Below are 15,234 nucleotides of genomic sequence, written 5' to 3' on the forward strand. Positions count from 1 at the left end.
ATTAAAAGAATTTCTTTAAATAATAGATTCTATTTTGTGGTAAAACCTTCCTTTATTTTCTAAAAAATAATCTAGTATTTTACAATTAAACCTTTGACCTATACCTTCTTCTTATTAATATTCTTATGATATACAGATGTTTTTTTATAAGATTAAGATTGTTAAACAATAATGGAGGAGGACATTCTAAAATAATTATATTAAATTATTTTTTATTCTATCCATAATCCATTCAATTTAGGATTAAATATGAAAAAGTACAAATACATTTCACTTAATTAGAAGGTGTTTCCTTATTAATCAACCTAAAAAAGTACAGAAATTTTTATCACTACTAAAATTATTGTTTCATCTCTGGTATTCAAAAATTTTGTGACTTGAATTTTTACCTAAAGAGAACAAAAGCACAACTAGCTGAAAAATCACTAGTTGTGCTTTGTGTCCGCAAAACTTCCGACTGACTTCTTTTTATTTACGTTTGTCTATATACTCTAAACACTGAGACATAATCACCGGTTTAACGAGATTGGCAGGTTTCATTAATTTAATTTATAGAAGAGGCTCCCATGCAGCTATACACTTATTTTGAAACGAACTTTAATTTCCACTGCGATTAATATAAAGACCGGTAAAATGACTGTAAAAAGAAGGGAATAATATGGTGAAATATTTCTACCCCATTCCTGAAATTGTGAAGTATTCTCAAATAGGATTCCAGCTAGTAGCGCCATTGATAGGCCTACTGGGGCTGCCATAGTCCGATAGTTACCCAAATGAAGAAATTTGGCAAATCCCTTGGTGGCAGCGTACATGCAAACGCTTATCTTGGCAAAGCTGGTAAAGACGAATGCTACAGTCGCTGCAATTTCAATCCGCTCTATAAAAGTTCCGTACTTTATCACACTCAAAGCTGAATAGGATGGAAAATATAACGAAGTAACAAATTCATTCCCCAATATCAGAAGATTTCTAACACTAATAATTATGATGGTAAAACCACCAAAAAGCAGACTCATATAATAAACCTTGTAGGAACTTACTTGACTCTTTAACGAACTTAGCACCATTGTAAAAATGACTGCTTCAGTAAATGGGAAAGTGAATGTTTCAAAGGCACCTAATAATATAGGCTTAAATCCGTTATACATCACTGGACGTATGTTGGATAACTCATACATGGGGAATGATAGAATAGTCCCCATAAGAATAATAATAAAAACAATTGGTAAAATAAATGTCACTATTCGTCCGAGTACTTCAATTCCATCTTTTATCACTAGAATACACAGAATGACCATTAACAATTTCGGAATGAATTCCGGGGTTCCAGGCAAGCCAGCAACACTGATAAAATCTGTAATATTTCGAATCACTAAAGCCCCTAAGAAAAAGGGAAACCAAAAATATAGGAACTGTATGAATTTACATATTATTTTGCCAAAAATAATCTCTAAAATATCGAATAAATCCTTTCCTGGGTAAAACGAAAGAATCCTGGAGTAAACAAACATAACCGGTAAAGACATAGATGCAGCAAGTAAAATTGCAAGCCAAGTATCTCGTTCTGCCACCCCACTGGTACCCACAATCAACGTGCTGCCCATAAAAAACAATGTCATCATTGAGATGCCCTGTTTACCTGAAATAATCTCTTTACTCATAAAACTCCTACTTTCTAATTTAATTACCTAAGCCAAGGTTATTACTCGTGATGCTGTCCAAAGACCAAGGTAACCCATTTCTCCAATAGTACTGCAGGACTCGGTATATCTACGTTTAAACTTATCAATATCTCTACAAAAACAATCAAAACCATGATGGATACATACGTTCCAAAAACTTTCCATTGTCTTTTTCGATAGACCGGTACAAGGTCATGGAATGCAAAAGCCGAGATAACGAATAAAATTATTAATATTTGCATAGATTAGCTTCCTATTTTTATCGGTTTTAGTAGAAGGGAACTGTCTTTAATAATTATCTCTGCCTTTACCTTTACTTCCAAGTCTTTATAGATTTTCTCCCAATCATCTTCTAATTCTTTCCAAACATCAGGCCTCTCATCTTGAACAATTCTGCCAAACTCGAAAATATCGCTATTATATTCATTTTGTACTTTTTTTATCACTCGGTTTATGTTATCCTCAAGCGATTTTTCAGCAGCCTTTTGCAGTTTTGTACGTCCCGGTTCATTCATATAGTTTTTGCTGCCCTCTAACTCTCCGATTGCCACATTTACAAAAACATCCAACTTCATTGTCAACTTTCCGTTGGAGTATACAGGTTTAATTTTGGTATAGGTCTTATCTGCAAATATCTCTAAAGATACTTTAACATCAGAGCCTTCTAATTTTTCTTTTTGAATAAGCAGTCCTCCTTTTACTTTGTTTAAAACAAAAAGAAAATATTTAGTATCTTCCCCATTGAGAAAACCACTCAGCTTATCTTTCTTAAAAACTGCTGAGCCGAATAATTCAGTCTCACTCTTACCTTGAGTTTTCTTATTACTAATAGCAGGAAGCACAGCCGATCTCGTATTGTCAGCAAGATTATTCACAAATTGATAAATGGCTATTACGGGAGCCTTTGACAAACCCTTTTGTGACATCAACATTTTATTTATTTGAGATGATTGAATTTCTGTAGTAATACTTTGTTGTTCCAAAATTTCCTTTGCCGTTTTTTCTTTTGATATAAGCAGATTTGAAGACATTCTTGTTTCCGGATCCCTGGCAAACAAGTCGATGACTTCTACGACCCCTTCTCTGGCAATTTCCTGACTTATTATTAATATTTCTGAATGAGCCCAGTAAAGTTGCTTCCCTGAAATTTTTATCGTGTTTCTTATGGCATCAAATATGGTATCACCTATTCCCGTAACGACCTTTGGACTAACTTTGGCTTCTTTTCCACCTGTTACATTGACGATTTCTGCTGATACCAGATATTTATCATCTTGTTTATCAATTGCTGCTCCAGCAACAATGGCCAATTGGTCTATTTCCCGGTAATTCCAACAGCCTGAAATAAAAAACAAGTTCAAAAAAACCAGAGAAGAAAGTTGTGTTATTTTTAATATTCGCTTCATCCTCATTTACCTTTTGAATTCGCTTTTCTATTGTAGTTATTTGCAGCAATAAATTTGGGACGATACTGCATATACCACCAGGGTGCTCTAATAAACGTATCTTTTAAATCCTGTGGGTTAAAGGAGTTGAAATTCAGCATATACGGTATGCCAAAAGAACGTATGCCAAATAAATGAATCATCCAAAACAGGATACCGAAAATATACCCGTAAAGCCCTAAAAAAGAAGAAATAAGCAGCAATGAAAACCTTATGATTATACTTGCGCCTTTCAATTGCGGAATCAATAAATCGGTAATACCCGTAATCGCAACAACAATGATGATGGGGGCGCTCACTAAGCTTGCTTCTACTGCAGCTTGTCCCAAAACCAGTGCACCAACGGTACTTGTTGTCTGACCGATGTTTGGTATAATTCGTAATCCAGTTTCTCTCAATACTTCAAAAACAAAAAGCAGTAGTAATGCTTCAAAAATTGTTGGAAAGGGTACACCATATCTTGCTGCAGAAATGCTTAACAACAAGGGGGATGGTATCAACTCCTGATGAAATGTGGCTAGTGCAACATATACAGCTGGAGCACTAATTGTGATGATAAACCCCAATAATCTGATCAGCCTGTTTATTGAAGAATAGAAAAAATTATTATAATAATCCTCGTTGACCTGAAAATACTCAATAAAAACATAAGGTAAAGTCAGAGCGAATGGCGTACCGTCCAACACCAAGGCAATCCGGCCTTCTAACAATTTTGCGGCAACTACATCGGGTCTTTCAGTATTTCCTATAGTTTGAAAAGGTGAATGAGGAGCGTCTTTAATCATTTCCTGAATATAGCCTGTGTCTAAAATACCATCCATATTTATGTCCTCAAGCCTTTTTAATAGCTCTTGCAATATCTTCTCATTAACCAAACCGTCAAGATAACAAATAGCTGCCTTTGTACGAGAACGAGCCCCTAGAGTCCTAAAGGTAAATTTTAAATCAGGTGTTTTGAGCCGTCTTCTAATCAGCGTGAGATTAATCATTAAAGACTCTGTAAATCCTTCCCTCGGGCCTCTTAATATAACTTCCGATGGAGGATTTCCTACAGGTCTGGTTTGCCATCCCTTAGAGCTTATTATTAATGCTTCGTCTGACCCCTCTAGTAAAAGGACAGTATCACCATTTAGAATTGCTTCCACAAGTTTTTCAATATCAGACACCTTTTCGATGTTATTTGATAAGATAACCTGAGAACGTAATGTATCTATGGTGTTGTTCTGGTAGTTTATGAATTGATTTTTCACTATTGGCTCGATTATATTTTCATTAACGATTTCATTGTTAACAATACCGTCAAGAAATACGATACAGCACCTGACTGAATTATCTAATTGATTTTCTAATTGCCTAGTTATAATTGTATCATCCTGATTAAATATATCCTTAAATACATTTATATTGTGCTGAAGCTTTTTATTTAACTTTTTATCATACATATTGCTCATATGAGAATTATTCGTAGTATTTGCTTTATCTTGTATGGGGCGCCTTAACATTGGAAACCACATATAAAACCTCCTGTTGATATATATCTGCGTTTTATTGTTGGCATTTACTGGTTCTTATATTCAGCATCTAAAAGGACTATTGTTAAAAAGACTAATGTATTGGTTAATTGTTGGGTTATGACCTGTTAAATGAAACGGTCTATCACAGTTGGGATTCCTATATAAATAAATGAGAGTGCATCCAGCACTCCCATTGAAAAATATTTTAACTGTGGCTTTATGTTCTAGGTCCAGATTGCAAAGAGAGGAAATTCATATATTCCTGTTACTTTAATTGGGATAATGTATTGAAACTCTTTACTATAGTCTGGATATAACTCTAATTCATAATCTTGTTAATTGATTTGAGTACGATTGATAGGTACTTTCATTCATTGGATAAGAAAAATAAAGGTCGGCTCATTCTCTTCTAATTAAGAAGTGAAAGAACCGACCATATTCTTTTACTCGCTTATTTTTAATGTAGCAATAGGGAGTCTTTAAAATATTTACACGACAGAGATCTAAACCCATTGACATCACCTACACCAAATGACAAGCAACTTTCCTACCTGCAACCTCCCTTAGTTCTGGTTTGGCGGTTTTGCAGATGCCCTTTGCGAAGCTACACCGTGGGTGGAATTTGCATCCTGTTGGTGGGTTGGATGGTGATGGGAGCTCCCCTTTTAAGATGATTCGTTCCTTTACCTCGTCAGGATCGGTTTTTGGAATGGCTGACATCAGTGCTTTTGTATAGGGATGAAGCGGTCCTTCAAATAGCTGCTCTTTATCAGCGACTTCCACCATTTCACCTAAATACATGACACCTACTCGATGGGCAATATGCTCCACTACCCCTAAGTCATGAGAAATGAAAATATAAGAAAGACTCAGCTCTTCCTGTAAATCCTGCAATAAATTCAAAATCTGAGACTGTACAGATACATCTAGTGCTGATACCGGCTCATCCAAAACAACAATCTTCGGTCGTAAAATAATCGCTCTAGCAATTCCAATTCGTTGCTTTTGTCCTCCCGACATTTGATGTGGGAAACGTGCTAAATGACTTTCTGATAACCCGACTAATCGAATGGTCTCACTCAATAGCTGTTCATGCTTACCTTTCGGAACATTATGTGCAAGTAACGGCTCCGATAAGATCTCTTTAACTCTCAGCTTTGGATTCATTGAAGCCATTGGATCCTGGAAGACCATTTGAATATTTTTGCGAATTACATTCATCTCTCTCTTACTTAAAGTAGTGATATCCTTCCCTTGAAAGATAACTTCGCCACTCGTTGGTTCAATCAACCGTAATAAGCACCGGCCAGTTGTTGATTTTCCACAACCTGATTCACCAACAATCCCGATCGTTTCCTTTTCATTTAACTCTAAACTCACACCATTCACGGCATGGACATATTGCTTTGACTGGAACCAAGCTGATTTAGCAGCGAACTTTTTCTCTAAATTTTTTACTTCGAGAAGAGCATTTGTCATATAACCTCCTCCTTCTTCTCAAATAACCAACATCGACATGATGTTTGACCATCTACTTCTACAAGTGGAGGAACGGTGTTCTTACAAATATCCAGAACTTTTGGGCAGCGGTTTGCAAAACGACAGCCTTGTGTATACTCATCAGGAGTTGGAACTTGTCCAACAATCGATTTCAATCGCTTTTCTCCTTTTGATTGGTGGGGCGTTGATTGGATTAAGCCAACCGTATATGGATGCCTTGGGTTCCGTAGCAGTGTTCTCGTATCGGTCGATTCGACAACTTGCCCAGCATACATTACGACAACCCTGTCACACATTTCCGCAACCACACCAAGGTCATGTGTAATCAACAAGATAGACATATCTAGTTCATCCTTAAGCGAACGCAGCAAATCTAAAATTTGCGCTTGAATCGTTACATCTAATGCAGTTGTCGGTTCATCAGCAATAAGCATAGCAGGATTACAAGCAATGGCCATTGCGATCATCACACGTTGCTTCATCCCACCTGATAAGCGGTGGGGGTACTCAAGATAGATTTCATCTGCCCGTGGAATTCCAACAAGCGTAAGAAGATCAACAACCCTTTTCTTAACAATTGCACCCTTTATCTTATCATGCTTTTCAATCACTTCACCAATCTGTTTCCCAATGGTTAAGATAGGGTTCAGAGAGTTCATCGGATCCTGGAAAATCATTGAAATCTCTTTTCCTCTGATTTTCTTCATTTCTTTTTCCGTTTTAGCTACAAGATTGCTATTTTTATAAAAGACCTCACCACTTGAAATTTTACCGTTTTTATCTAGCAATTGAAGGATTGAAAGTGAAGTGACACTTTTCCCACAGCCCGACTCCCCAACTAGTCCGAGGACTTCACCTTTTTTTACGGAAAAATCAACTTGATCAACAACCGTTAACGGACCATTTTTACTTTTAAATTGAGTGGTTAATCCGTTTACTTCTAACACATTTGACATACGTTTTTCCCACCTCCTTCTCTTACCGTGATGATTTCGGATCAAAAATATCTCTCAATGCATCACCTAAAAGGTTTACTGTATATACAACTAATGTGATGGCTAATCCTGGAAAAGTAGACAACCACCATGCATCATACATATAATTTTTCCCTTCACTCAGCATCGTTCCCCATTCCGGAGTTGGAGGCTGTGCACCTAACCCAATAAAGCTAAGTGCTGCCGTATCTAAAATCGCAACACCGATAAAAAGTGTAGTATAGACAAGCAATACACCTGCTACATTAGGTAGAAACTGTCTACGCAAAATCCAGCTATGTGAACTGCCAATGGACCGACTAGCTTCTACAAAGCCAGATGACTTAATGGTCAAGGCCGCTCCTCTTATTAATCTAGAAAAGCCTGGTATTGATGCGATTCCGACAGCAATCATCGCATTTGTTAAGCTAGGACCTAAAATGGCAACGATCGCCAGTGCTAGGATAATGCTTGGCAGAGCTAACAAAATATCCATGATTCGCATTAACACATTATCCACCCAGCCCCCAACATAGGCACATATCAGCCCGATTAGCGTCCCGAGAAAAAAAGTAATTGCAACAGCCAGCATGGAGACCGTTAAGGTAACTCGAACTCCGAAGATCAGTCGAGAAAGTAGGTCCCTTCCAATCGAATCCGTTCCCAAAAGATGCTCTTTGCTTGGTCTTTCTAAAATGGACTCATAAAACAATTCCTCGGGGTTGTATGGTGCAAGTAAAGGCGCGAATATACCGATTAGAACAAGGATAGAAAGGAAGAGTATACATACTACTGCCCGCTTATCCTGAGATAACGCCCTTAGTGTATTTGTCTTGATTTTCAATGGTGCTTTTTGTGTAACACGTGCCTGGATAGGTTTAAACGTTTCTAGTTTTGGCATGTATCACGCCTCCTTTGTGCCCATTTCTACCCGAGGATCAATCAAACTGTATAAAACATCTACTAATATATTAATCGTTACATACGTAACACCCATAAATAAAACAATCCCTTGAATAAGAGGAAAATCTCTCGACATGATTGCCCCTAATGCTAATGTACCAAGGCCTGGCCAGTTAAATACTTGTTCGATAATGACCGTTCCACCAAGCAAAGCTGCCAACTGCAGTCCGATCACCGTCACTACTGGAATTAATACATTTCGTAACGCATGACGGAATAATATGAGTCCATCCTCAAGCCCCTTGGCTCTTGCAGTCCGAATATAATCATTCGAAAGAACCTCGACCATTCCATTTCTCGTTAAACGCATAATCATCGTTGATGCGACGACACCGAGTGTTACGGCTGGGAGAATGAGATCTCGAAAGCCTGTTCCATTTGCAATCGGAAACCAGCTGAGCTTAACTGAAAATAACATGACTAATAGAATAGCTAACCAAAAACTTGGAATCGATACTCCTAATGTGGCTAAAGCGGTACATAGTTTATCAATGAATGAATCTTTAAATCTAGCAGCTAGAATGCCTAATGATATTCCAATAACAACAGCAACAAATAGCCCAAAAACGGCTAGCTTAACCGTCTCTGGAAAACGGTCTAAAATTTCCGTTAAAACCGGTCTACCTGTTTTTAAGGATGTTCCGAAATCACCTTCAAACACATTCATGATATATTGCCCGTATTGAACCAAAAGGGGCTTATCAAGCCCCAAATGGTGTGTTAGTTTTTCCACCTGCTCTGGTGATGCATTGATTCCGAGCATGATTTTAACCGGATCACCTGGAATAAAGTGAATCAACAAAAACGAGAAGATGGAAATTCCGAAAATTACTAGAATACCGGATAACACCCGATTAATAATGAACTGCTTCATTACTGCTGCACCCAACTATCATGGAATTCAATTGTGACACCTTCTAATTTCACGTTTTTAACTCTACTATTCACGACATAAAAGACCTTTTCTGCATAGATAGGAGCCCAATATGCGTTTTCAACGATAATCTCTTGTATACGGGCATACACTTGTTTTCTTTCTTCAAGATCGATCGTTGTTCTACCTTTCTCTAACAATTCATCCAGCTCAGAATTTTTCGCTCGAACATGGTTTAAACCGCCAATCTGACTTGAGTGAAACAGCAATGATAGAATATCAGGATCAGCGTATGAGTATGCTAGGAATGATAAATCATATTCTCCCTGTGATACCTTTTCAATTAATGTTCCTGCTTCCATAGATTGGATATTTACCGTGATCCCAACCTCCTTCAGCATTGCTTGAACCATTTGGGCCGCTTGGTTATACTGTGCCATAATGGAAAGTTCAAACGCAAGCTCCTTCCCATCCTTCTCCATCATCCCATTACTATTTTTCGAATATCCTGAACTCTCTAATAGACTTACAGCCTTATCTTTATTTAACTTATGACCATATTTTTCTACATTTGAGTCATAACCAAAAATGGTTGCTGGGATAGGACCATAGGCTGGTGTTCCCTCACCGCTTAGTACTGCCTTAATGATGGCATCTTTATTAATGGCCATATTGATGGCTTTTCTGACATTAAGATCTGATAGGACTTCATCCTCTAAATTCATTTCTAAAAATAATCCTAAGCCTTGACGTTCTGCTTCTAAAACGTAGTAATTAGGGTTATTGCGATACTTTTGAACATTCTTAGGAGATACATTCATGGCGATATCAACCGAGCCACTATCAAGTGCTGCTAGCATCGTTTGTTCATCCGCAATAAATTTATAAACCATTTGATCTGGATAGGCTTTTCCTTGGTTTTTAGAGAAAGCTTTCGGCCAATTAAAGTCTTTATTTCTTTCTAATGTAATTGATTGGCCTGTTACCCACTCTTTAAAGATAAATGGTCCCGCTCCAATTGGATTTCGTCCATATTCATCACCCTGCTTTTCCATCGCAGCCTTGGATATTGGTTGTAAATATCCTTGACTTGCTAGGTTACGTAAAAATGGTGCTGACGGAGCAGCTAGCTCAATAACGAATGTTTGATCATCTGGAGCAGAAGTTGACTGGATTCCTGCTATCAAACTTGCAGCCACTGTTGCCCCAGTTTCTGGGTTCAAAATACGGTCAAATGTATCTTTAAATACCTGTGCTGTTAACTTTGTTCCATCTGTGAAGGTTACTCCTTGACGGATTTTAAAGGTAATGGTTTTTCCATCCTCTGATACGTTGTATTCTTCAGCCAGATATGGTTCTAGATCATTTGTTTCCGGATTAATCGCAAGTAATGTCCCACCAATATGACTAGTGACAAGACCGGCAATACTCATCGCTGTTTTATGAACATCTAACGTATCAGGCTCTAGCATCGAAGCGATTGTAATCGTACCACCTGACTGTGGTTCAGAAGCCTCCTCAGACTTATTCTTATCATTCGACGAACTATTTTTTTCAGAAGAGGTAGTACCAGAACTACATCCGATCATTAAAACAAACGAGAGAACTATCATTGTTAGTAACAAAAATATTTTAGTTAGACGTGTCTTAGACATTTCAGAGTCCCCCCTATTCTACTTTTGATGATTGTCTAAATCCAAATGCTGTGCGAATCACCTTGTTGTCTTCATCTCTTACAAAACGAAGTCCAAGTTCTGATTCTCTGAACGATACGATAAATCTATCGTTACCAATTGGTCTTATATCATCTAAATCAAAGCCCTCTGCTTGAACCTGGAGCTTACCCTCTTTAATCCCCACTGTATATTTCGCTCCTTCACCAGAAGCATATACGCCTACATATTGCTTTAACTCGTCTTCCGAAATCTCTACTTCCTCGTAAGGTAAATAAGAGTCTTTTACTGATTTTCCTAAATAATCAGCAAAGGCACTAAATAATAGTTTCGTTGATGGTACCCCTGCTAAATTAGCAAATGATACTCCTGTCAATCCGAGTTCAGGAAGAATATTCAATTGCGCCGCGACTCCTTTAATAGACCCACCATGGTCTACAAGCTTGTATCCATAATAGTCAGGAGTAACCATGACACCATACCCATAATAACGGCCTTTCTCACACTCAATATGCGGTGTCGTTATTAATTCCACACTCTCTGGTGTTAGTATTTGAGCATCTCCTACTTTACCTTGATTGCGAAAAATTTCAGCATATTTAAGCATATCGTTTACGGTAGATTTTAAGAATCCTGCTGCACGCATAGACGGTGCATCCCAAGGGTTGTTCGATTCAAAAATAAGGGTTTGATCATCTTTTTTACGAGAATTATAGAGTGAAGAGATATCCTCATAACCGTCTAATTCTTCTAGATGGAAGACACTATTTTTCATCTCAGCTGGAACTAGAATGTAATCCCTTACAAATTGTTCATACGAAACTCCACTTACTCTTTCAATAATCGCCCCTAAAAGTGCGTAACTATCATTGGAGTAACTAAACTCAGTTCCAGGAGCTCCAAGTAATGTAAATTCCTGTTGTGCAATGTCTTCCATTAACTCTTCGAATGTCTCAACACTTGAGTGTTCCTTCGTTGCTTCCTGCTCTACTTTCCCAATATCTCCTTCTGATTTCACACCATCATCAAACTTTGGATCATTGGCCACACTCTTACTTAAAGCCTTAAAAAGCGTTGCTAATGGTGGTAGACCCGCTGAATGAGTCATAAAGTGGTGAATCGTCATTTGCTTTGTATATTCTTCATTCGGTGTTTTAAATTCTGGTAAATATTTAATCACTGGATCATTTACATTCAGCTTTCCTGCCTCTTGCAATTGCATAATCGCCACACATGTAAAGGACTTCGTCACTGAACCAATCCCAAAAACAGTATCAGATGTCAAAGGGAGTTTGTTTTCGACATCGCGGTATCCAAAACCATTTTCATAGAATAATTGGCCATCCTTAGCTAATCCAATTGAAAAGCCTGGAATATCATATTTTCCTACAAGCTCTTGGCAATACTGTTCGAATTCACTAGTAACTGTTTTTTGTGTCAAACAAAACCTCTCCCTTTTCCATTCATTTTTTTATTATAAAATTGTACTGGGGTACAATTCATAATCAGTGTTACATTTTATAAAGTTATAGAATTTGAGCCTTGAATGGCTAATAGCAAAATGGCCATTAACACCTTTGAGCCTTCGATTAAGTCATCTGTTACATACCGAATGGTTCTACCATCTAGTAATTCAATCGTGGGCATATAACTTACAACTGTCGCCATGTTGGTATGCTTAAATTCGATATCGATTGTATATGATTGTTCTTTTTTCAGTGGCTGAATGCTTTTAGCAGATTCGACAGCAAGTTTGGCAGAAGCTCTAATTTTCTCTTGTGCGACTGTTGGATGAAGAGATTGAGCTGCAAAAGCACCTATACCTTTTTTAACAGCTACTGTATGAATACCTGGGATCTTCTTTTTCGCATCCTCACATATTTGTAGGTCACCAGTAAGTAAGGTCACCGGAACATTGAAGCTACTTGCAACCGCCGCGTTAAAATCTGATTCACTTGCTTCTTCTCCATTTAATAGGAGACGTTGAATGCAGCTCCCTAAAAAGGTGTGGTTTAATATACTGTCATTTTCTCCGGCTTTCCCATGAAAACCGATGAAAAAGATCGCATCAAAAGTCTCATCTAATCCTTGCATCATCAGTAATGGTTTATAAAAACCTCTAATTAATTCCGCTTTTGGATGAAGCTCGTCAGGAATCAGATTTCGCATCGGACCATGTGATTCATTGACGACAATCTCCGTTGCACCAGCCTCAAGTGCACCTTCAATGGCAGCGTTTACATCTTGGGTTAGTAATCTCCTGGAGTACTCGTATGTGCGTTTACCCGGGATTGTATCCTCCCAATCGGTAACCCCAGAAATACCTTCCATATCTGCTGAAATGAAAACCTTCACTCGTTCATCCCTCCTAACTTTAAAAAGTCATGAATCAGGCCCATATATTATTCTTAGAAAACACGGTTTTGTCCACTCGATATGACTCAAGTACTTGCCGGTTTACTTCATAGCCAATACCCGGTTTATCCGGCACATGGATGACTCCTTTTTCCACGATGACTTCTGGCACAATAATGTCCTTCTCCCAATACCTTGAAGAAGCAGCTGTATCACCAGGCAAAACAAACTGAGGCAAAGTCGTTAAGGCAATGTTATGTGCGCGTCCAATTCCGGCTTCTAGCATTCCCCCGCACCACACGGCAATTCCTTGCTGGGCACAATAATCATGGATTTTCTTAGATTCCGTAAGGCCTCCAACTCTACCAATCTTTATATTAATAATTCTACAACTACCTAACTCGACAGCTTTTCTTGCATCCTCTAAGGAGTGGATACTTTCATCTAAACAAATAGGTGTTGCAAGAGCTGACTGTAATGTTGCGTGATCTACAATATCATCATGCGAAAGTGGCTGTTCAATCATCATGAGGTTTAATTCATCCAGTTTTTTTAGAATGTCAATGTCATCTAAGGTATAGGACGAGTTGGCATCCGCCATCAGTAAGATATCTGGAAAATGTCTTCTTACTTCCTTTAGCATCTCATAGTCGGCACCGGGCTTTATTTTTACTTTCATTCGCTTGTACCCTTCATTCACAAAGTCTTCGACCACATGTACAAGATCATTCGCAGTAGGTTGAATCCCAATACTGATTCCAACATCGATTTGCTGCTTCCTGCCACCTAGTTCTTTGTATAAGGGGTTATTATTTCGTTTGGCAAATAAATCCCAGACTGCACCCTCTAACGCGGACTTCGCCATATTGTTTCTACGAATGGATTCAAATCGTTTCGATACTCCATCAGGATGCTCAATGGGCGATTCAAGTAGTAAAGGAATTAAAAATTGTTGCATAATGTGCTTATTCGTTTCAACCGTTTCCTCGCTATACCAAGGGCTTGAAAAGGCGACGGACTCTCCGAAACCAATAGCACCCGTTTCATCCTCCATTTCAATCACGAAAAACTCTTTATCCTGGAAGGTTCCAAAGCTGGTAGTGAATGGATCGTTTAATCGCATTACCATACGGTGAAGGGTCACTTCCCTTATGGAAATTGAGCTTTTGGTCATGTTCATCCTCCTCTACTAGTTAAAGACTCTACTTACCTCATGAAGATTCTTTGAAAATTTCTACCTATTAATGCAGTGAGCTCATATTCTGAATAACCTCTTTTTATTAGACCTTCAACTAGCTGTGGAATCGATTGATGACCTGAAACGACATCAAATGGTTTTCTCGGCAAGCTGGCTAAGTTATCAGGTGAGACATATTTCAAAAAGTCCTCACAAAGGTCAAGTCCGAGCCCCACATGTTCGATACCTGCCACCTTTACCAGATGGTCGATATGGTTCATTAGATGTTCCAATGTGGAGCTTTCATCATCATCCCCAACGAGCAAGCTAGCGGCATTGATTCCAATTACGCCATCGGTTGCTCTGATCGCCCGTATTTGCTCATCTGTTAAATTCCGCATCGATCTACAAAGTGACCGAGCATTCGAATGAGAAGCAATCACTGGCTTCGTAGCGATCTCGATTACATCCCAAAAGCCTTCATCATTTAAGTGAGAAACATCAATGGTGATTCCAAGTCGTTCTGCTTCCTCAATGACCTTCACACCAAAGCTACTAATCCCACCTTTTTTCCCTTCTTTTATTGGTTGAAAGAAGCTCCCATCACCAACTGCATTTCTGCGACTCCAAACAAGCCCAAGATTACGAACTCCCAGCTCGTAAAAGACACGTAACAAGCTAAGATCTGTCCCGATTGGTTCGGCCCCTTCCATGGATAGTAGAAAGCCAATCTTTTTGTTTTTCTTGGCGATATTCATATCCTCTGTGTTTAAACAAATCATTAGCTTATCAGGAGATTCCCTAACCTCTTCATATAAAGCACTAATTTGACTTAATGCTTTTCGAAGTCCCATTTCTGGTAAGAAACCACTATCTACGAATATAGCTGCGACAATGACATTCACACCACCTTCCACAAATCGTGGATAGTAGTCTGTCTCAATTACCTTGGTTCTCCCTCTTTCTCGTTGGATCTGTACATCCATTAACAAATCAAAATGGCCATCAATCACCAATGTGTTATGTAGGAAATCAGTAGGGAGATGCTTATTATTCATGATTCACCCCTCCTTTATA

13 protein-coding genes are annotated in these 15,234 nt (G+C 38.3%); all 13 read right to left on the reverse strand.

The window, feature by feature from the left end:
* Positions 1 to 572 precede the first annotated feature (572 nt).
* Positions 573 to 1,661: a GerAB/ArcD/ProY family transporter gene (locus QUG14_RS04995; protein WP_289339420.1), complete on the reverse strand. Its 1,089-nt coding sequence runs from the start codon at positions 1,659 to 1,661 to the stop codon at positions 573 to 575.
* A 41-nt stretch (positions 1,662 to 1,702) separates the two neighbouring features.
* The gene (locus QUG14_RS05000; protein ID WP_289339421.1) at positions 1,703 to 1,924 is read right to left on the reverse strand and encodes a hypothetical protein; all 222 of its coding nucleotides are present in this window, start codon (positions 1,922 to 1,924) and stop codon (positions 1,703 to 1,705) included.
* Between the two features lie 3 nt (positions 1,925 to 1,927).
* A complete protein-coding gene (locus QUG14_RS05005; RefSeq protein WP_289339422.1) occupies positions 1,928 to 3,088 on the reverse strand; it encodes a Ger(x)C family spore germination protein in 1,161 nt (386 codons plus the stop codon).
* A 2-nt stretch (positions 3,089 to 3,090) separates the two neighbouring features.
* Complete coding sequence (locus QUG14_RS05010; protein WP_289339423.1) at positions 3,091 to 4,641, reverse strand: spore germination protein; 1,551 nt, start codon at positions 4,639 to 4,641, stop codon at positions 3,091 to 3,093.
* A gap of 522 nt (positions 4,642 to 5,163) precedes the next feature.
* Positions 5,164 to 6,120 carry an ABC transporter ATP-binding protein gene (locus tag QUG14_RS05015; RefSeq protein WP_289339424.1) on the reverse strand — a complete coding sequence of 319 codons (957 nt, stop codon included), beginning with the start codon at positions 6,118 to 6,120 and terminating at the stop codon, positions 5,164 to 5,166.
* Positions 6,117 to 7,097 carry an ABC transporter ATP-binding protein gene (locus tag QUG14_RS05020; protein WP_289339425.1) on the reverse strand — a complete coding sequence of 327 codons (981 nt, stop codon included), beginning with the start codon at positions 7,095 to 7,097 and terminating at the stop codon, positions 6,117 to 6,119. Before QUG14_RS05020 ends, QUG14_RS05015 begins: the two co-directional genes overlap by 4 nt.
* Before the next feature lie 22 nt (positions 7,098 to 7,119).
* A complete protein-coding gene (locus QUG14_RS05025) occupies positions 7,120 to 8,016 on the reverse strand; it encodes an ABC transporter permease (RefSeq protein ID WP_289339426.1) in 897 nt (298 codons plus the stop codon).
* A 3-nt stretch (positions 8,017 to 8,019) separates the two neighbouring features.
* On the reverse strand, positions 8,020 to 8,952 hold the full coding sequence (gene nikB / locus QUG14_RS05030) for a nickel ABC transporter permease (protein WP_289339427.1): 933 nt from the start codon (positions 8,950 to 8,952) through the stop codon (positions 8,020 to 8,022).
* Positions 8,952 to 10,607: an ABC transporter substrate-binding protein gene (locus tag QUG14_RS05035; protein WP_289339428.1), complete on the reverse strand. Its 1,656-nt coding sequence runs from the start codon at positions 10,605 to 10,607 to the stop codon at positions 8,952 to 8,954. Before QUG14_RS05035 ends, nikB begins: the two co-directional genes overlap by 1 nt.
* 13 nt (positions 10,608 to 10,620) lie before the next feature.
* Positions 10,621 to 12,066, reverse strand: a complete 1,446-nt coding sequence (locus QUG14_RS05040; protein ID WP_289339429.1) for a serine hydrolase domain-containing protein — start codon at positions 12,064 to 12,066, stop codon at positions 10,621 to 10,623.
* A 77-nt stretch (positions 12,067 to 12,143) separates the two neighbouring features.
* Positions 12,144 to 12,980, reverse strand: coding sequence for a M55 family metallopeptidase (locus QUG14_RS05045; RefSeq protein WP_289339430.1), 837 nt, complete (start codon positions 12,978 to 12,980; stop codon positions 12,144 to 12,146).
* A gap of 34 nt (positions 12,981 to 13,014) precedes the next feature.
* Positions 13,015 to 14,154, reverse strand: coding sequence for an o-succinylbenzoate synthase (menC, locus tag QUG14_RS05050; RefSeq protein WP_289339431.1), 1,140 nt, complete (start codon positions 14,152 to 14,154; stop codon positions 13,015 to 13,017).
* 32 nt (positions 14,155 to 14,186) lie between these two features.
* Positions 14,187 to 15,215, reverse strand: coding sequence for a dipeptidase (locus tag QUG14_RS05055; protein ID WP_289339432.1), 1,029 nt, complete (start codon positions 15,213 to 15,215; stop codon positions 14,187 to 14,189).
* Positions 15,216 to 15,234: the final 19 nt, after the last annotated feature.

Origin of the sequence: Neobacillus sp. CF12 (assembly GCF_030348765.1) — a bacterium.
Taxonomy (GTDB): Bacteria; Bacillota; Bacilli; order Bacillales; family Cytobacillaceae; genus Neobacillus.